Origin of the sequence: Mucilaginibacter gossypii (assembly GCF_017569325.2) — a bacterium.
GTDB classification, from domain to species: domain Bacteria; phylum Bacteroidota; class Bacteroidia; order Sphingobacteriales; family Sphingobacteriaceae; genus Mucilaginibacter; species Mucilaginibacter gossypii.
The window spans coordinates 7,074,067-7,092,888 of sequence record NZ_CP071878.2; the positions used below are offsets into that span (position 1 = coordinate 7,074,067).

Annotated in this window: 17 protein-coding genes; 6 read left to right on the forward strand and 11 right to left on the reverse strand. The window is 42.4% G+C overall.

What is annotated here, in order from left to right; genetic code table 11:
* Position 1: 1 nt before the first annotated feature.
* Together J3L18_RS30530 and J3L18_RS30535 are read right to left on the reverse strand one after the other, a co-directional pair.
* Positions 2–790 carry a hypothetical protein gene (locus tag J3L18_RS30530; RefSeq protein WP_208102360.1) on the reverse strand — a complete coding sequence of 263 codons (789 nt, stop codon included), beginning with the start codon at positions 788–790 and terminating at the stop codon, positions 2–4.
* The gene (locus J3L18_RS30535; protein ID WP_375339173.1) at positions 780–1,352 is read right to left on the reverse strand and encodes an RNA polymerase sigma factor; all 573 of its coding nucleotides are present in this window, start codon (positions 1,350–1,352) and stop codon (positions 780–782) included. The genes J3L18_RS30530 and J3L18_RS30535 overlap by 11 nt, the downstream gene beginning before the upstream one ends.
* Positions 1,353–1,429: 77 nt before the next feature.
* On the opposite strand from J3L18_RS30535, the gene J3L18_RS30540 reads away from it, so the two are divergent.
* On the forward strand, positions 1,430–1,684 hold the full coding sequence (locus J3L18_RS30540) for a type II toxin-antitoxin system VapB family antitoxin (protein WP_208102359.1): 255 nt from the start codon (positions 1,430–1,432) through the stop codon (positions 1,682–1,684).
* Positions 1,684–2,088 (forward strand): type II toxin-antitoxin system VapC family toxin, encoded by a 405-nt coding sequence (vapC, locus tag J3L18_RS30545; RefSeq protein ID WP_091165528.1) that lies wholly within the window; start codon positions 1,684–1,686, stop codon positions 2,086–2,088. Before J3L18_RS30540 ends, vapC begins: the two co-directional genes overlap by 1 nt.
* Before the next feature lie 3 nt (positions 2,089–2,091).
* Here the strand turns inward: vapC and hemJ are convergent, their stop codons facing one another.
* From hemJ to hemC, 8 genes are all read right to left on the reverse strand, one after another.
* Positions 2,092–2,625: a protoporphyrinogen oxidase HemJ gene (hemJ, locus tag J3L18_RS30550; protein ID WP_129569135.1), complete on the reverse strand. Its 534-nt coding sequence runs from the start codon at positions 2,623–2,625 to the stop codon at positions 2,092–2,094.
* Positions 2,626–2,737: 112 nt separating this feature from the next.
* A complete protein-coding gene (gene hemE, locus J3L18_RS30555; protein WP_129569134.1) occupies positions 2,738–3,763 on the reverse strand; it encodes a uroporphyrinogen decarboxylase in 1,026 nt (341 codons plus the stop codon).
* Positions 3,764–3,963: 200 nt separating this feature from the next.
* Complete coding sequence (locus tag J3L18_RS30560) at positions 3,964–4,494, reverse strand: hypothetical protein (RefSeq protein WP_129569133.1); 531 nt, start codon at positions 4,492–4,494, stop codon at positions 3,964–3,966.
* Positions 4,494–5,201, reverse strand: coding sequence for a response regulator transcription factor (locus tag J3L18_RS30565; RefSeq protein WP_091166941.1), 708 nt, complete (start codon positions 5,199–5,201; stop codon positions 4,494–4,496). The genes J3L18_RS30560 and J3L18_RS30565 overlap by 1 nt, the downstream gene beginning before the upstream one ends.
* 15 nt (positions 5,202–5,216) lie before the next feature.
* Positions 5,217–6,092 carry a sensor histidine kinase gene (locus tag J3L18_RS30570; protein WP_090529091.1) on the reverse strand — a complete coding sequence of 292 codons (876 nt, stop codon included), beginning with the start codon at positions 6,090–6,092 and terminating at the stop codon, positions 5,217–5,219.
* 87 nt (positions 6,093–6,179) lie between these two features.
* The gene (gene hemL, locus J3L18_RS30575) at positions 6,180–7,547 is read right to left on the reverse strand and encodes a glutamate-1-semialdehyde 2,1-aminomutase (RefSeq protein ID WP_129569132.1); all 1,368 of its coding nucleotides are present in this window, start codon (positions 7,545–7,547) and stop codon (positions 6,180–6,182) included.
* 275 nt (positions 7,548–7,822) lie between these two features.
* Positions 7,823–8,794, reverse strand: a complete 972-nt coding sequence (hemB, locus tag J3L18_RS30580) for a porphobilinogen synthase (RefSeq protein ID WP_129569214.1) — start codon at positions 8,792–8,794, stop codon at positions 7,823–7,825.
* Between the two features lie 129 nt (positions 8,795–8,923).
* Positions 8,924–10,498, reverse strand: coding sequence for a hydroxymethylbilane synthase (gene hemC / locus J3L18_RS30585; protein WP_129569131.1), 1,575 nt, complete (start codon positions 10,496–10,498; stop codon positions 8,924–8,926).
* Positions 10,499–11,272: 774 nt separating this feature from the next.
* On the opposite strand from hemC, the gene J3L18_RS30590 reads away from it, so the two are divergent.
* The gene (locus J3L18_RS30590; RefSeq protein WP_129569130.1) at positions 11,273–13,642 is read left to right on the forward strand and encodes an ABC transporter permease; all 2,370 of its coding nucleotides are present in this window, start codon (positions 11,273–11,275) and stop codon (positions 13,640–13,642) included.
* Positions 13,643–14,268: 626 nt separating this feature from the next.
* Entirely contained in the window at positions 14,269–15,165 is an 897-nt protein-coding gene (locus J3L18_RS30595; protein WP_189549176.1) for a S1 family peptidase, read from the forward strand.
* 296 nt (positions 15,166–15,461) lie between these two features.
* Here the strand turns inward: J3L18_RS30595 and hemA are convergent, their stop codons facing one another.
* The gene (hemA, locus tag J3L18_RS30600; RefSeq protein WP_129569128.1) at positions 15,462–16,688 is read right to left on the reverse strand and encodes a glutamyl-tRNA reductase; all 1,227 of its coding nucleotides are present in this window, start codon (positions 16,686–16,688) and stop codon (positions 15,462–15,464) included.
* 168 nt (positions 16,689–16,856) lie between these two features.
* Here hemA and J3L18_RS30605 point away from each other — a divergent pair, with 168 nt between their 5' ends.
* The gene (locus J3L18_RS30605; protein WP_129569127.1) at positions 16,857–17,243 is read left to right on the forward strand and encodes a DoxX family protein; all 387 of its coding nucleotides are present in this window, start codon (positions 16,857–16,859) and stop codon (positions 17,241–17,243) included.
* A 44-nt stretch (positions 17,244–17,287) separates the two neighbouring features.
* The gene (locus J3L18_RS30610; protein WP_129569126.1) at positions 17,288–18,814 is read left to right on the forward strand and encodes a carbon-nitrogen hydrolase family protein; all 1,527 of its coding nucleotides are present in this window, start codon (positions 17,288–17,290) and stop codon (positions 18,812–18,814) included.
* The last annotated feature ends 8 nt before the right edge of the window (positions 18,815–18,822 follow it).

An 18,822-nucleotide genomic window follows, 5' to 3' on the forward strand; every position in this document is an offset into this window, starting at 1 on the left:
ATTATTTGTCTTTCTCTTTTTTAACTTTAATAAAGCCCAGGTTCAGGCCTGTAATAGTGGCATCGTCTTCATCGGTATTACTGAATTCAATTACTTTGTCTTTACGTTTATCAACAGCGGCTATCACAACGTTAAAAACATCGCCAAGGCTGCGGATGCGGTGCCTTTTTACAGATTTTGCTGTAGCAGGAACGGCATGCGGCGGTACCTGGGCTATCAATACCGGCTGAGTGTTGTCGCTGGCAATGATGGTTGATTTCGGGCTGATCCTGGCTGCTGTATCCGGGGCTGCGGCGTTAACAACAGGATAATCTGCGGCAGGGGCATTTGCTAATAATGGTTCATCTGTATGGGCGGTTACAGGTGAGGGGATAGGATTTACCGGCTGTGATACAGATGGTGTCAAATTGCTTTTTATTTTGGTTTTATTAAGTTGCGCTATAGTATTAACAGGTGCTATAACCGGATTTGCGGGTACTTTGTTTTGCGCCGGGGTTGGAGGTACCACAGGCTCAACTGTAACTGCAACGGATTGTTTTACCGGTTGATGGGTTTTAACTATTTCTGTTGGATGGTCATTATGTTTAACTCTTTGTTTAGGGATAAACAGGATACCTGCGGTGATCACTAATATAACACCTGCTGCTGCGCTTAGCAAAGGCAATAATATTCCTTTACGCCTGCCGGCGTTTAATTCGGCGTTGATGCCCTGCCATACATGGGCCGACGGTTGTATTTCCAGGTCATCAAGCTTTTGTTGAAACAGCCTGTCCAGTTCCTTATCCTGCATATCCATAACTTTTGCCCTCTATTTTAGCAATTTGTTCTTTCAATATTGTACGAGCCCTTGACAGCTGTGATTTAGAGGCACCCTCGGTAATGCCTACAATCTCCGCTATCTCTTTGTGCGAATAGCCTTCCAGCGCGTAAAGGTTAAATACTATCCGGTATCCTGGTGCCAGCTGCTGTATCATGCCCATCAGCACCTTTGCATCCAGGTTGGCCGCTGCTATTGGATTAACCGATGGCTCATGCCCTGCCTCGTCAATATCAATTATCTGCATCATTTTATGATGTTTGCGATAGTATTCAATTGAACTGTGAACCATGATGCGCCTAACCCAGCCCTCAAATGAACCATCGCCCCGGTAATCATCCATTTTGTGGAAAACCCTTATAAAGCCATTATGCAACATATCTTCGGCCTCCATGCGGTCGGTGGCATAGCGCATACACACCCCCAGCATTTTTGAGGCAAACTGTTTGTAAAGCAGTTCCTGCGCCTTCCGCTCGCCGGCCCGGCAGCGGTCTATCAGGTGGTGAATGGTATATTTAGGTTCCAAAAACATCATTTATAAGTAAGATGGCAGAGTGATGTAAATGGTTGCATGGTGATGGAAATATTTTGGTAATTAGTTTTAACGCAAGAATGAGGTATAAAGAGAATGTAAGAATAGATATTTTATTTGATGGTTTTTGTGTATATTTATTAAAATTTATGTGTATGAGAACGAATGTAGATATTAATGATGAGCTAATCGCTAAAGCTCAGAAATTGGGTAATATAAAAACAAAGAAAGCAGTAATTGAAGAAGCTTTGAAGTTATATGTTACAATTGAAAATCAAAAGAAGCTTGCTGAATTATGGGGGAAGGTTGAACTCGATGATAAGGCTTTTGAATAATGGATATTATTTTGGTAGATACATCCGTATGGGTCAATTTTTTCAAAGGAATTGAAACAGATTCAAGTAAATTTTTAAGGAATAATTTGGCAAATATGGTAGTGGCAACTTGTCCTACGATAATGCAAGAGATTTTACAAGGTGTAGTCTCAGAAGCCGAAGTAAAGAAGATTAAATCTTATTTTGATAGTATGACTAAACTAAAAGGAGATCCTTATGTAGCCGCTACTGAAGCCGCAAGCTTATACCGTGATTTAAGAAAAAGAGGCATTACTGTACGTAAACCAAACGATTGTCTCATTGCTGTTTACGCTATAAAAAATAAAGTAATCCTTTTAAATGACGATAGGGATTTTTATTTCATCGCAGCACATTCATCTTTAAAAGTAATGAACTTCACTTAAGAGTTACTTCTTCTCCCTATATCTTTTATAAATCTTAACCGCTATCATTAATATCACAGCCAGCGATACCAAGCCAACAACACCAAAGATCCAATTCAAAGCGCTCTTAAGCACCACAAGAAAAACAATGGCGAACAGAAAAATGGTAGCAACTTCATTCCACAAGCGGAGTTGAATGGATGTCCATTTGAATACGCCGTTACGCATCTGTTTTATTTTATTTTGGCAGATGAAATGATAGATCACTAAAGCCACAACAAAGGTCAGTTTGATATGCATCCATCCAAATTGAAGCCAAATTGGCTTGAGGATAAGCATCGTTGTGCCAGCTGCTATAGTAAGGTACATTGAGGGGATAGTTATGATATTCCACAACTTGCGTTCAATGATTTCGAATTGTTTAGACAATATAGTACGATCCGGCTCGGGCTTATCCTGGGCTTCAGTATGATAAATAAATAAACGTACGCTATAAAATAACCCCGCCATCCAGCAGACCACAAAAATGATATGTATAGCTTTTACGTAATCGTACATGTCAATTAATACATGTCATTGCGAGGAACGAAGCAATCGCGAACTTTACAGAGCGACTTGCATAGTTCGGGATTGCCACGCTATCGCTCGCAATGACATGTTGGCTTTATTATTAGTTTCTGTATTCTTTTATCACTTCTACCGCGTACTTCACGTTGTCAAACGGGATATCAGGCATAATGCCGTGACCCAGGTTAAAAATGAAGCCGTTTTCGCCTTTCATTCGGTCGAACAGGCGGTAGATGCGTTCTTTAATTACTTTTTTATCGGCATAAAGGATATGCGGATCAAGGTTACCCTGTACCGCAATACCTGCCGGTAAACGTTTTTTGATATCTAACAGATCAACATTCCAATCAATAGAAATTACATCCGGCTTAGCCTCTGCCATTAGCGGTGCAAAAACCGAGCTGCCTTTACAGAAAGAAATCACCGGGATATCTTTACGGTTTAGTTTGCTGATGATTTCCGCAATATAACGGTGACTAAATTCTTTATAATCATCCCATGCCAAAGCTTGCGCCCAACTGTCAAAGATTTGTACTGCGTTTACACCTGCTGCAATCTGCATGTTCAGATAATCTGCTGTGACAGTGGCAATTTTTGATAACAGTTGATGGGCCATTTCGGGCTCATTGTGCAGCATCAGTTTGGTACGTTTAAAATCTTTTGATGATCCGCCTTCAACCAGATAGCTCATTACGGTAAACGGTGCACCGGCAAAACCTATCAGCGGAATACGGCCGCCAAGGCGTTGTTGAATCACCTTAATAGCATCGGCAACATATTGCAGCTTATCAATAACATTAGTTTGCAGGTTATCGATATCGGCTTGGGTACGTACAGGGTTGGCAAACAGTGGACCAACACCTGCGTTGAAACTTAGGTCGCCGCCCATGGCTTCACCCGTTACCAGGATATCTGAAAATAAAATCGCACCGTCAATTCCTAACAGATCAACCGGTAGCATGGTAACATCGGCGGCTATCTCCGGTGTTTTGCACATTTCAAGGAACGAGTATTTATTTTTAATGTCCCAATACTCTTTCATAAAGCGGCCTGCCTGTCTCATCATCCAAACCGGCGGGCGTTCTGTTTGCTCCGAAAATGCCGCTTTTATTAATAACGAATCTCTCATATTTTATGTTAGAAGCAAGAAATCAAGAGTCAAGATGCAAGAAAAAAAGAATCAAGAAGCAAGAAATCAAGAAGAGAACCGTTCTCTTTTTTTTTATTTTCTCGCCTGATAGCTCTTTTTGTCTTGTCTCCTTACTCTTTCCTCTCGTCTCTTTATCTTATTTCTTGTAACTCGACTCTTATAGTCTTGATTCTTGTTCCTTACTGTCTTGATTCTTTCTGAAGCTCCTGCTGAAGGCGGCTTATCACTTCCCTCATTTTGGCTGTTACTTTTTCTTTATGCTGCTCGGTTAACTGCAGGTAAGCTTTCGCTTTTTCAAAATTACCACGCCTGATGCTGATATTGGCTACACTAACCAAAGCGGCTACGTGGTCATTAACCGAACGCAAAGGGTATTGTGCCGCTATTTCATAGTGCATTTCTGCCCCTTCAAAATCCTGCCTTTGCAGGCATAAACCGCCGTATATAAACTCATAATACCCCCTGCGGTTTTTGCTGAGCCATTCGGGTTTCATGATCTCGTTTAACGAAGCCGCGGTTTTATCATAATCCTTTACATGAAAATGTTTGGATGCTACAACCAACGTACCCTGTCTGAAATAATCCCAGATAAGCAGGATAATCATCATAGCTGCAACTGCCGCAAGCTCATAAATATGAAAATATACCAATATACCTAACGACAGCAGAAATATAAACGCAATAAATATACGTGTCCTGTTACTGAACATTAATGCTGGTTATCGGTAAATTTATACCCAACACCACGAATGGAGTGGAAATAAACCGGGTTTTTAGGATCTGGTTCAAAGTACTTACGGAAGGTTAGGATAAAGTTGTCGATAGTACGGGTTGACGGATAAACGTCATAATTCCAAACGGTTTCCAGGATCTGCTCGCGCGATACGGCGTCATTACGGCGCTCAATCAACAATTTAAGCAGCATGGTTTCCTTTTTGGTAAGGGCGGTAATGGAGCCATCTTCATTAACCAGCTCAAATGAGTTAAAATGGATGGTTTTATCGCCTATTTTATAGCTGTTAAACTCTTTCAGGTCTTCACCTTTCAGGCTGCGTTTCACCAGGTTGTTCACCCTTAAAATAAGCTCCTCGAGGTTAAACGGTTTGGTAAGATAATCATCAGCGCCTTTTTTTAAGCCCGAGATCTTGTCCTCGTTGGTGTTTTTAGCCGTAAGGAACATGATAGGTACTTCTGTATTTTCAAGCCTGATGGTTTCGGCAACAACAAAGCCGTCAATTTCGGGCATCATTACGTCCAATATCACCAGGTTAAAGCGTTCCTCTTTAAATAGCTGTAAAGCTTTTTTGCCGTTTTTGGCCGGAGAAACCTTGTACCCTTCCAGCTCAAGGTTAAGCTTAATTGCTTCTAACAAATGCTCTTCGTCTTCGGCCAATAAAATTCTTTTTTTGTTTGGCATATTCATGTCTTAAATTTAGGTTAGTCCAAATGTAACTTCAAAAATACTACCAGCAGGGCGGTTATCTTTAACCCTGATGCTGGCCTGGTGTTTATCCAACACCTCCTTAACAATATAAAGACCCAGTCCGGTGCCTTTGGTGTTACGGGTTTCTTCACTGCCTACGCGGTAAAAACGGTCAAAAATGCGGGTTTTCTCCTCGTCGGCTATGCCGATACCATGATCAGATACCTGCAAGTAAACTTTATCATCTTTCGAAAACAGCTTTACCCCAACGGATGAGCAGGGGCTCGAATATTTTACAGCGTTTTCTATCAAATTGGTTACTACTGATGTAAGGGCAAATTTATCGCCCACAATCTCCACCTTAGGCTCAATCTCGGCCTCTATGATCTGCTGGTTGCAATCGCATTTGGAGATCTGCAGGCGGTTAACAATGCTATCAACCAAAACCGAAAGGTTAAAGCTGGCCTTAGGGAAACTGTATGAGCGGTTTTCGATCTTAGATGCAAGCAGCATATTCTCAACCATGTCATCCAAACGCTCAACATCGTTCAATGATTTTTCAATAAAATCAAGCAGTTGTTCTTTGGTTAGATGGCGTTTCTGGATAGTTTGCAGCAGGATTTTGATAGATGCCAGCGGCGACTTCAGCTCATGCGTAACAGAAAGCAGGAAGTTCTTTTTCTGCTCCTGTAACCTCCGTTCTTTATTGAAAGAACGGTGCAGGTTAATGGCGCCAATTAAAAATACGGCCACAAACATGGCCCCTTCGCCCAGGATCATACCGGTACGGCGCGGTTGCAGCGTAACCAGCATATAGCCCCACCATACCAGTTCGGCAACGGCGTAGGTGATGAGCGCGTAAAAAATAACAAATGACTTTTTCATATCAACCTCCTCTAAATCTCCTCCAAAGGAGGAGACTTCAAGACTTTATTTTTTTTAGTCCTCCCCTTTGGGGAGGGTTGGGTGGGGTTATTTACCGTTAAATACTAAATCCAAACTATCAAATATAGCACGTTTTGTTTTCTCCAGATCGGTTTTGGTATGGGCCGATGATATAAAGCCAACCTCATACCCCGACGGGCCTAAATAAATGCCCCTGTTCAACAATTCGCGGTGGAACTTTTTGAATTTTTCCATGCTTGATGCATCAATATCTTCGGCTTTACGAATATACTCTTTATCTGTAAAAGCAAACCAAAATATGGAGCCTATGCCAAACACCTTAAACTTATAATTGCGGGCGGTAGCAAAACGCTGAATGGCTTCTACGAACTCTTCTGTTTTATTGTTAAGGTCGCGGTAAAAGCCCGTGCGCAGCAGTTCACTTAATTGGGCAATACCGGCACCCATGGCAACCGGGTTGCCTGATAAGGTACCCGCCTGGTAAACCGAACCTTCTGGTGAGATATTGCTCATGATTGCTGCCGATGATCCATAAGCGCCAACCGGCATACCGCCACCGATAATTTTACCGTAAGTGATGATATCTGGTTTGATTTGGTAATAACCGGCAGCGCCTTCAAAGCCAACGCGGAAACCGGAGATCACCTCATCAAATATCAGCATGGTGCCGTTTTGCGTACAGATGTCGCGCAGGTATTGCAAGTATTCTTTTTCCTGTAGCAGCAAACCGTTATTTGCCGGTACCGGCTCAATGATTACCGCGGCAATCTGGCCTTTAAATTCTTCAAAAGCTTTAGCTAATGCTTCTTTATCATTAAGTGCTACAACGATAGTTTCGTCGGCAACTGATTTAGGTACACCGGCTGATGAAGTTTCGCCGAAGGTAACCAGACCCGAACCGGCTTTCACCAGTAAAGCATCGGCATGGCCATGATAGCAGCCTTCAAATTTCAGAATCTTATCGCGTTTGGTATATCCCCTGGTCAACCTGATTGCCGACATTACAGCCTCAGTACCAGAGCTTACAAAGCGGATCTTTTCAATAAACTTATTGTTTTTCAGGATCAGTTCGGCCAGTTCATTTTCCAATGCAGTAGGTGCGCCGAAGCTCATGCCGTTTTGCATTACCTCGATAACTTTTTCCCTTACTTTTGCATTGTTGTGGCCAAGGATCAGTGGTCCCCATGAGCAGCAGTAATCGATAAATTCGTTACCGTCGGCATCCCAGATATGACTCCCATCACCTTTTTGAATAAACAGCGGCGTGCCATAAACAGATTTGAAAGCCCTTACCGGTGAGTTAACCCCACCCGGGAAATACGTTTGCGCCTTAGCATAAAGTTCAGCCGATTTTTCGCGACTGATATCGGGCTTGCCCGTAGTATTTACCGGTTCATCCTCTGCAGAAAACATCTTTTTTATTGAATCGAACATATATGTTGAAATTCTAAACTCTGATTTTATTTAACAATTAGTACCTGCTCCTGTAATTAGGTTAATTGTAGGTAAGGGGTATTAATTTTGCTTTTCGATTATGTTTTATTACTGTGGGCGTTGCCTGCGGCCCGGGCTTTTCGTTGCAAGTCCTCGCCTTGCCTCCCCTTAATCCCAGCCCGCGCTGTGGGATTTCCACTGCAATCCCTAACGCGCCCTATGCACTAACCTCTTATAACTGACTAATCTCTTATCTCCAACCTCTAATCACTACCCTATAACCACTTATTCTCCAAAACCTCTTTGGCATGGTAGGTTAAAATAGCAGTTGCACCGGCACGGCGGATACTGGTAAGTACCTCGGTAATGGCACGCTGCTCGTTTAACCAGCCGCGTTGTATGGCGGCTTTGATCATGGCATATTCGCCGCTTACGTTGTAGGCTGCAACAGGCAGTTCGGTATTATCTTTTATCAGTTTAATAACATCCAGGTAGGGTAGGGCCGGTTTTACCATCAGAAAGTCGGCGCCTTCTAATTCATCCAGTTCTGCCTCAATCAGGGCTTCGCGCTGGTTGGCGGGATTCATCTGGTAAGTTTTTTTATCGCCAAACTTTGGTGCCGAATTCAAGGCATCTCTGAACGGGCCATAAAAAGCGCTGGCGTATTTAGCCGAGTACGACATGATAGACACATTGGTAAAACCATTATCGTCCAATACATTGCGGATGTAACCCACGCGACCGTCCATCATATCCGAAGGGGCAATGATATCGGCGCCTGACTGTGCATGAGCCAAAGCCATTTTGCCTAAAATGTCAAGCGTTTCGTCGTTCAGGATCTCGCCGTTTTCCACAATGCCGTCGTGGCCGTCGCTGCTGTATGGATCCATAGCAACGTCGGTAATTACACAGGCTTCAGGGAAGTTTTTCTTTACCTCGCGGATAGCACGCAGATACAAACTTTCATCGCGGTAGCTTTCCGTAGCAAATTTGTCCTTCAACTCCTCGGCAATATTGGGGAACAGGTCGAAAGAGTTTAAGCCCAGTTTAAGGCAGCTTTCAATTTCGCGCAGCAGGTTATCAATAGAATAACGGAAAATGCCCGGCATTGACGCCACTTCGCTTTTCTGGTTTACGCCATCAATAATAAACAGCGGGAAAATCAGGTTAGCAGCGCTCACATGTGTTTCCTGCACCATCTGGCGGATCACTTCACTTTTGCGGTTCCTTCTTGGTCGTTGTAACATAACTTTTAGTTCATGGTTCATAATTGATGGTTCATGGTAATTCCAGCAACTATTGCCAATTATTGTTTATAGCTCACATTGACGATTTACAGATAGCTATGATCTATGAACCATCAACTATGAACTAACCTATAGTCCAAACACCGCCTCTGCCAGCCCAACTTCGTCGGGCGAGTAGGGGAGCGTGTATTTTACACCCATTTCGTCAAATTTTTTGCCTGTTGATTTACCTATGGCCACTACCTTTTGGTAAGGGTCCAGAAGATTATCGGCAAAGTAGGCTTCCACGTTCGATGGACTGGTAAACACCATCACATCTGCACCGCTGGCTTCCACATCTTCTTCCAGTACGGTTTCATACACCGGCAGGTCGATGATTTTGGTATCGGCAGATAAGCCTTGCTGGATACTCCTCATCGGACTTTCAGCTCCCGGGAATAGCACTATTTTTCCGTTTGCCAGTTTGGCAAATTCTTCGGCTACCTCGGCGGTATCTGTACCTTCGCCAACATAGTCGGTAAAGTGACCTTTGCGGCGCAGCATTTCTTCGCTGCCGCTGCCCATAACCCCAAATTTTACCTTTTTAGGGAACTGTGGGTTCAACTGGAAAAAGTATTCAACAGCGTTTTTGCTGGAGAAGAATACCCAGTCGATATTTTTTAATATGTATGAGTCAAAGCGGGTGATCACGGGCACAGTACGGATGAGCGAACGGTCTTCTATTGCAATGCCATGTTTTTCAAGCGCTTTGCGGAAATAGCTTTGTTCACCAAGCTCCCGCGAAATAAATACGCTTGACGGGTGCTTGCGGTCTTTTGCAAACTTGGCTACTACCTTCTCAGCCAAACCTTCGGTACTTGGCGCTTCTAAAAACAACCTGTCCGGAAACTCATCGCCTTCGTTAGCTTTAGAAGTAAACACCTGGAAAAGGCCATCCTCTTTACGGCAGTAACAGCCTAAAGGCAAGTGGCAACCACCGCCAAATAATTTCAATACGGTACGTTCAACAGCAAGCTCTTCGGCTACATCAGTATGGTGTAATGCCTGTAGTGCATTAAACAGCTCATGATCGGTTTCGCGAATCTGGATAGCTAATGCACCTTGAGCGGGAGCCGGGATCAGTTCAACCGGGGTGATCTCTTCTACATGAAATTCGCTCAGGTCGAGGCCTAAACGGCTAACGCCGGCTTTGGCCAGCATAATGGCGTCATATTTTTCATCGCGCAGCTTACCAATACGGGTAGGCACGTTACCGCGAAGTTCTTCAATTTCAAGATCGGGGCGATGAGCCAGCAATTGCGCTTTGCGGCGGTTTGACGAAGTGCCCACAATAGCACCGTATTTAACAGATAGCTTTTGGTGTACATCAACGCAATCTTTCAGGATCAACAACAGTTCGGCCGGGTCTTCCCGTTCTGAAACTGCTGCGATGATGAGTCCCGGAGGATTTTCGGTAGGCAGGTCCTTATGTGAATGCACGGCAATATCAATGGTGCCGGCAATTAATTCTTCTTCTAATTCTTTGGTAAAGAAACCCTTACCCTCCAGTTTGTCAAAACTGAGGTTCAGGATCCGGTCGCCCTGGGTTTTAATGATCTTTAACTCGGCGGTAATATTAATGGCAGCAAGGCTGTCTTTAACGAAATTGGCCTGCCATAAAGCCAATTCACTGCCACGGGTTCCTATAATCAGTTTTCTGTCCAAAAGAATGAATGTTTTCAGCTGCAAATTTAATTTTTTATGCCGATGATAAGGTACACCAACTTAATGAATTATTGTTAATTGCAACAAAATGACTGTAATGTGTGGGTTTTGATGGTTGAACAAATTTGCCTTGCATATCTCATACTTAGCATATTTACCACAAGGCACAGCCTTGCGGCCGCGGATGTAACTTTGTAACAAAGCGGGTGTCCCAATTTTTTGATTCCCCCCAAAAAAAATGAAGAAAGTCCGCCGTCTCTTTTCTTTAAAAATAGCCATGTTCCATTTTTTAAGGGTGAAACGATGAAACGGGTTAATGGCATTATTGATTGATAGTCAATAGTTTATGTTTTTATATGAAACATTGTTAAACTTTTGATTATCAGTATTTAAAACTTTATCGGGTATTTATTTAGTGTTTCACGCTTGCAGAAGGCAATGGTTAATTTTTGAACCGATTTTATCTATTTTTTCCATTTTTTTAGATAAGCCAGAACCGGTTGAATTTGATGGTGACAAAGTACCGCCACCATTGCTTAAGACGAGGATGCGTAACTTTGGGCTCTTTCTGTATATGACGAAGCGGAGCTTCGTCAGCCAGCTGCCATGATCAGGCAAAAGCGCACACTTGCTGTAACGTTTCCGAACGGTGTTATAAATAAAATATATGCAATTTGTTGTTTTTCAGTTGCTTAAATTGATGGCATGAGTTTTAGATTGTACCGGCATATTGGAAATGTTTTAAATTTAACAACTTCTGCAATCAACACATCCATGTTCAAAACATATTTTAAACTGGCTTACCGAAATATAATAAAAGATAAAGCCTATTCCATAATCAATATATCAGGTTTAGCGATAGGCCTTGCTTCAAGTATCCTGATTTTGCTTTGGGTGCAAAATGAATTGAGCTATGATAAGTTCCATAAAAATGCCGGGCAGATCTATCGAATCGACAGCGATTTTGGTGATTCTAAAACCGCGGCAAGTTCGGCCGGGATGCCTTTTGGATTAAAATCGGAGATCCCTGCGGTTAAAAATGTAGCCCGTTTATATCCCGGTTTTCCATCTGTTTTATTCGAAATAAGTAACCGGAAATTTCAGGAAGAACATGTGTTTTATGCCGATCCCAATTTTATGGACATGTTTTCATATCCATTAATAAAAGGCGACCGCGCTACTGCTTTAAATCAGGCAAATGGTGTTTTAATAACAGAAGATATCGCCACAAAATACTTCGGAAAAGAAGATCCCATAGGAAAAGTGATAAGGAAAGATAATAAGGAAAATCTGGTAGTAACAGGGGTTATGGCCAATATTCCTGCTAACTCCGATCTTCGGTTTGATATCCTGCTTCCGATGGCTTTAATAGCACAAACCAATAATGATCTAAAAAATAATATCTGGGATAATTTTAATTTTTTTGGTTACGTACAGTTCGATAAAAGTTTTGACCCTTCCGCCGTTAATATTGCCAAATTAGAAACACAAATAGGTCAGATTTTTCACAAACACAGTCCCGATACCAAGGCTGCCTTCAAATTACAGTCTCTAACCAAAATACACCTGGACCCCGAAAGATTGGGAGATTCGCCGGGACATGGGAATGCGCAGTACGTAAGTATCTTTTTTGTGATAGCCATATTGATACTCGTTGTAGCATGTATCAATTTCATGAACCTGGCTACCGCACGTTCGGCACGCAGGGCCAAAGAAATAGGCTTACGTAAAGTTGCCGGTGCTGTTCGCGGGCAATTGGTTATCCAGTTTTTAAGCGAGTCGGTATTTATCTCCTTTCTTTCCCTGTTACTTGCGCTTGTTATTGTTCGGATGTTTTTGCCAGTGTTTAATGATCTGGCCAACAGGAAACTTGTTATTGATCTGTCGGATGCCAGGCTTTGGTTAAGTCTTGCCGGTATTGCTTTAATAACTGGTCTTATCTCGGGAAGCTATCCTGCCTTATTTCTCTCTGGTTTTAATCCGGTTAAAGTGCTTAAGGGTAACGTGAAATCAATGGGAGGCAATTTGCTGTTCCGTAATGCTTTAGTTGTGGTTCAGTTTATGGTTTCCATTGTATTGTTAGTTGGTACGGTGGTGATCTATAATCAGCTTAAATTTATCAGGGACCGTAACCCCGGTTTCGAGAAAGCCAATCTTTTATACGTGCCAATGACGGGCGAGATCTGGCATAAGCAGGAGGCTTTGAAAAACATGTTAAGGCAAACCTCGCTGACGAGCGATTTTACAACGATTACAGATTTGCCAACTGAACTTGGCGGCTGGACACTTAATGTGCAGTGGAGCGGTAAAGACCCACGTTCGCAATTATCTATCCCGGTAATGTCTGCCGACGAAGATTTTACGCACACATTCAGAATGAAGTTAGCGGCCGGCCGAAGCTTTTCGGCGGCTTTTAAAACCGACTCGAATAATTACATGATCAACGAGAAAATGGCAAGTGTAATGGGCCTTACCGCCGGCACTGCCATAGGCAAGCCATTAGCGGTTTGGGGCAACAAGGGGATAATTGTTGGCGTTATAAAAGACTTTAATTTTAAGCCCGTTCAGCAAAGCATTGAGCCGTTGGTTATACCTTTCAATAAAATAGGCGGTTATGTGGTGATCAGGACCTTGCCCGGAAAAACCAATGCTACTATAAAAGCACTTTCAGCTATGAGCCAGGCGCTTAATCCGGCTTATCCCTTCAAATTTGATTTTATTGACCAGGAGTTATCTAAACTTTATAAAGGCGAACAGCAAATGGGCAATATTTTTAATCTTTTTGCCGGTTTGGGCATCTTTATTTCATGCCTGGGTTTATATGGCTTATCGGCATTTATGGCCGAGCAGCGTACCAAGGAGATTGGCGTACGCAAAGTGTTAGGGGCGTCGGTAGTAAATCTGGTTTACTTACTGTCATCAGGGATCACCAGGCTCATTTTGATTGCTATAGTTATCGCTATACCGCTTTCATGGTATGCGGTTAACAGCTGGCTGTCGGGTTTTGCTTATCATATCAATGCTGGCTGGCTGGTTTTCTTTATTGCCTCTGTAGCTGCATTGGGTATAGCGTGGGTTACGGTTAGTTATGAATCTGTAAAAGCCGCGACAGTTAACCCGATAAAGAGTTTGAGGACGGAATGATTGAACGTTTGTGTTACAAGGATAATAAGCCCCAATAAGAGCCAAATAGGTTTAATTAACGAAAAATACCCGCGTTAGGGATGGGAGCGGATACCGGCCAATGTCATTAAGTTAAGGAAAATCCCCCAGAGGGGGAACAGGTTTGTAGCAAAATACATATTCAAAATAACCGTGCCAGCGGTACGGAACACCGGAGTTGTGTACCGCTGGCACACCAAAAATCTATTTGAAATGGTTTCTACAAACCTTTTGCATCTCTGGTTCAGCCTGTCAATCTCTTACGAGGGAGGTAGCTATAAGTTTTTGTGGCAGCCATTACAACCTCGTTATTGATAGGCTGGTTCACGGTAGGTTACAAAGCTTTAAAAGCCGCGCTGGCAAACCCTGTAAAAAGTTTGAGGACAGAATGATTTGGGGATATAAGTAGAATAAAGGCCCATAATAGCCAAATTGGTTTTATTAACGAAAAATACCCGCGTTAACGTTCCACCAGGGTCTCTCGCAGAGGTCTTAGTGCAATGTAAATAATAAACTTCCTACATTAATGAATAAAACTAATGTTATAAAAACTGCTTATTTATTTATGGAATCTGCGTGGACTTTGCATCAATAAAGTAAAAATGAAAATGAGAAGATCTTTAGCATTAATATTTATGTGTGCGTTTTTTAATGGTCAAATAAAAGCGCAAAACAAGATGCACATTACAGAGCAATTGACTTATGGTACGATAAGAATGGTGGCTACTAATTCAAAATTCACGAGTACCGGGACTGGATTTTTTTTTACTTTTTATAATGATCTTGCTAAGCAAGTCCCTATTAATGTCATAATAACGAATAAGCATGTTGTTAACGGATTTCAAAGGATTCAACTTTACTTTAAAAAAGTAAAAAACAACGAACCTGATAACGGTCCGGCATACGTTGTTACAATTCCTAATAATTCAACCACTGTTATACAGCATCCTAATAACGATATTGATTTAGTCGCTATTCCAACAGCGTGGATATATGCAGAACTTGCAAAAAAGAATATTGGAGTATATTATATAGCAGCTGATGAAAGTCGAATTGCAACCGACTCTGCTCTAAAAGTAGATTTGAAAGCTATTGAAGATGTTTGGATGATTGGTTATCCTATGGGTTTGTGGGATGCCGATAACAATTTACCTATTGTAAGAAAAGGCATCACAGCTACTCCGCCCTATGTTAATTATAACGGAAAACGAGAATTCATGATTGATATCGCTGCATTTCATGGCTCAAGCGGTTCGCCAGTTGAATATTATAGGGATTTATATGTTGACAAAAATTATGTACCAAAAATTGGCACTAAACTTTATTTGTTAGGGATCCTTTATGCAGGCGCTGAATATGCTGCCAATGGAAAACTTATCAAAGTTAATCCTAAACCGATTCCCACTAAAGATTCAACAAAAATAACAACTAATATTCCTATTAATCTTGGGTATGTAATTAAAGCAAGTGAGCTTCTGGAATTCAAAAAACTACTACCACGATAAAAAGAAATACAGAAAGCATCGATCTTTACTTAATGTCCCATCAGGGTCTCTCGCAGAGGACTCTGACGTATACGCCACGCTGATTCGAAGTACCGTAAATACATAACAGGATTATCTCAAATCTGTGAACTTTCGTAGGACGAGACACACAGCTTTACGGCAGTGATGGGGAACTTCAGGGGCCTCTGCGAGAGACCCTGAGGGGATATCAATTCTTAAATTCAAGAAATTCGGGTTCAGACAAAAGCAAGCATTATGTCAATCCTCAAATACCGTAAATTCTGATTCAGACAGTTTTAATTTTCATTGATCAATATATCTTTCGCCATAACCATGGGTACGCTGATATATTTTTTCTCCATGTAGTTGATCACCTTTTCCAGGATTTCGCGCGATTGCTCGTCCAGGCCCTGTACCTCATCGGCAAAAACAGAGTTGATGGCGGTATTGCGGATCTCCTTGATCTTTTCAGGAACCTGGCGCATAGCTACCTCAATACGGCGCTGTTTAAGCTGCTGTATAAATTCGGCGATGTTTTGTTCAATGATAGCTTCGGCATGTACCAGTTCGTGATAGCGTTCCTGCAGGTTCTTTTTGGCAACTTCGTTAAGCGAGTGCACTTCGATAAAGTTAACCGGGAATTGCTCCAGCACTTCGGGAGCGGTATCGTTAGGGATGGCAAGATCCACAATAGTTTTCCTGCCGGTTTCGCCGTTGAGCAGCGATTGGTAAATTTCGGTGGTGATGATGGGCTCAACTGCCGATGTGCAGGTGATAATGGCATCAAAACCTTTATTGTATGTTTTCAAAGCTTCAAGGTCAAACGCTTCGCCGCCCAAATCGGCAGCTAATTTTTCGGCATTGGCCACTGTACGGTTAAATACCGCGAAGTTTGAAAATTTATGTTTTTGAAGATATTTGGAAATGTTGCGGTTGGTTTCGCCTGCGCCGATGATCAAAACACGGGCATTTGAACAAAGATTAAGGTCTTTTAGCTTGCGGTAAGCCAGCGAAACAACTGAAATCGGATTTTTGGAGATGCTGGTATGCGTATAAACTTCTTTGGCTGTTTTTACCACGCAGTTCATGATCATGCGCATGGCATCGCCGGTTAGGCCTGCCTCTTTGCAATGTTCATAGGCCTTACGTAACTGGGCCAGGATCTCCTTTTCGCCTACGATCAAACTCTCCAGCGAACAAGAAGTACGCAACAGGTGCACCATGGCTTCCTGGTCTTCATAAATAGACGCGCTATCCATAAAAGTACTCAGTGAATCATGGCAAAGCTCTGTGTTAAAGGCTTCTATGAATTTTTTGGCAAAATCTTTATCAACAGATTGTGGGGTTGTCATTACAAATTCCACACGGTTACAGGTAGCCAGGTAGAAGATCTCCGGGATGTTGAACTGCTTTTTAACCTGTGCAAGTTTATCTGTCAGATTTTCCTGGCAAACCACCAATCTACCCAATTCCTTCAGTTCAATCTGTTTGTGCGTAAAAGCTATTACCTTTAGATACTTCAAAGCAGTTTTAAAATTTGACCGAACAAAAGTATCACTATTCGGCACATCCAATGTCAACACTTTGTCAAACAGGTTTATTTGGAATGGTTATAAATTGTAAAAACGGCTTGTTTTGCAGTATTTAAACTGTTTTGCAATACGTATCACAAAATATTTGTAAATTAAAACATGGATAAGTATAAAAAAATAAGCCTGGTAATACTCGTGGCGTTTTACGTGCTTGCAGGCCTTAATCACTTCCGTGATCCGGACTTCTATTATGCCGTAATGCCCAATAACCTGCTTTACCCTGAGACTGTTAACCTCCTTGCCGGGATTGCCGAAATTTCATTAGGGTTGTTACTTATACCATCCAAAACAAGATACTGGGCTGCCTGGGGAATTGTTTTAATGTTGATTGCCTTTTTGCAGATCCACGTGAGCATGGCATTTAAAGCGCCAATGAAGTTAAATTCCATAACAGTAACACCTTTTTTGGCGTGGCTGCGCCTAATCCTGCAGTTTGTGCTGATCTACTGGGCCTGGTGGCACACAACCGATACTAAAAAAGCTTAAACCAAAACAGCGTTTGGCTGTTGCTATCGAAGCAAAATAAAGATATGGATCTGCAAAGTATTGAAATGCGTAACCTGGAAGTACAGGACTACCAGGAGCTAAAAAAATCAATGAAATCGGCCTATATGGATATGGACGAGGACTATTGGGATGCCAATTCTATTCGCAGGCTCATCAAAATATTCCCCGAAGGGCAGATCTGCATCACCGTTAACGATACGGTTGTTGGCTGTGCACTGGCTATTATAGTCGATTACCAAAAATTTGGCGATAACCACACCTATAAGCAAATTACCGGCGATAGTACCTTTAAAACCCATAATGACAAAGGGGATGTACTTTACGGGATTGATGTGTTTATCCATCCGAAATATCGTGGATTGCGCCTTGCACGCCGTTTATATGATGCCCGCAAGGCCCTTTGCGAAAAACTGAACCTGAAAAGCATTATAGCAGGCGGCCGGATCCCCAATTATCAAAAATTTCAGAACGACCTTACCCCCCGTCAGTATATTGATAAAGTAAAGTATAAGGAGATCTATGACCCTACTTTATCGTTCCAGCTCTCCAATGATTTTCACGTGCGCAAGGTGTTAAAGAATTACTTGCCGGAGGATAGCCGCTCCAAAGGTTTTGCCACGCTTATTGAGTGGAACAATGTGTACTATGAGGAAGTAAGCGATGCTATTAATCATAAAACGGTAGTGCGCATTGGCCTGGTGCAATGGCAGATGCGATCGTACAGCAACATCAGCGAGCTGATGAAGCACGCCGAATATTTTGTTGATGCCGTAAGCGATTACCAGGCCGATTTTATCCTTTTCCCCGAGCTGTTCAATACACCGCTTATGGCCGATTACAATCACATGGATTCGGCCAAGGCCATGCGTGAGCTGGCTAAATATACCCAGCCCATTATCGAGGAGTTTTCAAAACTGGCGGTATCCTATAATGTAAACATCATTGCGGGCAGTATGCCTTATATTTTTGAGGAGTCGTTATATAACGTTTCCTATCTGTTCAGGCGGAACGGCAGCATGGAGGAGGTATACAAAATTCACCCAACCCCGGCCGAGATTAGCTCATGGGGGATGCGCGGCGGCGATGAGGTGAAGGTTTTTGATACCGATTGCGGCAAAGTTGGCATCCTGATTTGCTATGATGTGGAATTTCCCGAATTATCACGCATTCTTGCCGGTCAGGATATGCAGATCTTGTTTGTTCCCTTCCTTACCGATACGCAAAATGGCTATAACCGGGTTAAATTTTGCGCCCAGGCCCGTGCCGTTGAAAACGAATGCTATGTGGCTATTGCCGGCTGCGTTGGTAACCTGCCTAATGTAAATAATATGGGTATCAGCTATGCACAGTCGGCGGTGTTTACACCTTCAGATTTTGGTTTCCCTACAAACGGAATCCAATCTGAGGCTACGCCAAATACCGAGATGATTGTTATTGCTGATGTTGACCTTTCATTGCTGGATGAGTTGCATGAATATGGCAGCGTGCAAAATATTAAAGACAGGCGCACCGATTTGTATAATATTACTTTTAACGGGAAGAGGGTGTAGGTAGTATT

Coding starts and splice junctions, on each gene's coding strand:
- J3L18_RS30565 (WP_091166941.1), bottom strand. CDS start 5,201: ATGCCAAACAAAAAAAGAATTTTATTGGCCGAAGACGAAGAGCATTTG.
- J3L18_RS30535 (WP_375339173.1), bottom strand. CDS start 1,352: ATGATGTTTTTGGAACCTAAATATACCATTCACCACCTGATAGACCGC.
- J3L18_RS30595 (WP_189549176.1), top strand. CDS start 14,269: ATGAGAAGATCTTTAGCATTAATATTTATGTGTGCGTTTTTTAATGGT.
- hemB (WP_129569214.1), bottom strand. CDS start 8,794: ATGTTACAACGACCAAGAAGGAACCGCAAAAGTGAAGTGATCCGCCAG.
- J3L18_RS30605 (WP_129569127.1), top strand. CDS start 16,857: ATGGATAAGTATAAAAAAATAAGCCTGGTAATACTCGTGGCGTTTTAC.
- J3L18_RS30540 (WP_208102359.1), top strand. CDS start 1,430: ATGAGGTATAAAGAGAATGTAAGAATAGATATTTTATTTGATGGTTTT.
- J3L18_RS30530 (WP_208102360.1), bottom strand. CDS start 790: ATGCAGGATAAGGAACTGGACAGGCTGTTTCAACAAAAGCTTGATGAC.
- vapC (WP_091165528.1), top strand. CDS start 1,684: ATGGATATTATTTTGGTAGATACATCCGTATGGGTCAATTTTTTCAAA.
- J3L18_RS30590 (WP_129569130.1), top strand. CDS start 11,273: ATGTTCAAAACATATTTTAAACTGGCTTACCGAAATATAATAAAAGAT.
- hemJ (WP_129569135.1), bottom strand. CDS start 2,625: ATGTACGATTACGTAAAAGCTATACATATCATTTTTGTGGTCTGCTGG.
- J3L18_RS30570 (WP_090529091.1), bottom strand. CDS start 6,092: ATGAAAAAGTCATTTGTTATTTTTTACGCGCTCATCACCTACGCCGTT.
- hemE (WP_129569134.1), bottom strand. CDS start 3,763: ATGAGAGATTCGTTATTAATAAAAGCGGCATTTTCGGAGCAAACAGAA.
- J3L18_RS30610 (WP_129569126.1), top strand. CDS start 17,288: ATGGATCTGCAAAGTATTGAAATGCGTAACCTGGAAGTACAGGACTAC.
- J3L18_RS30560 (WP_129569133.1), bottom strand. CDS start 4,494: ATGTTCAGTAACAGGACACGTATATTTATTGCGTTTATATTTCTGCTG.
- hemL (WP_129569132.1), bottom strand. CDS start 7,547: ATGTTCGATTCAATAAAAAAGATGTTTTCTGCAGAGGATGAACCGGTA.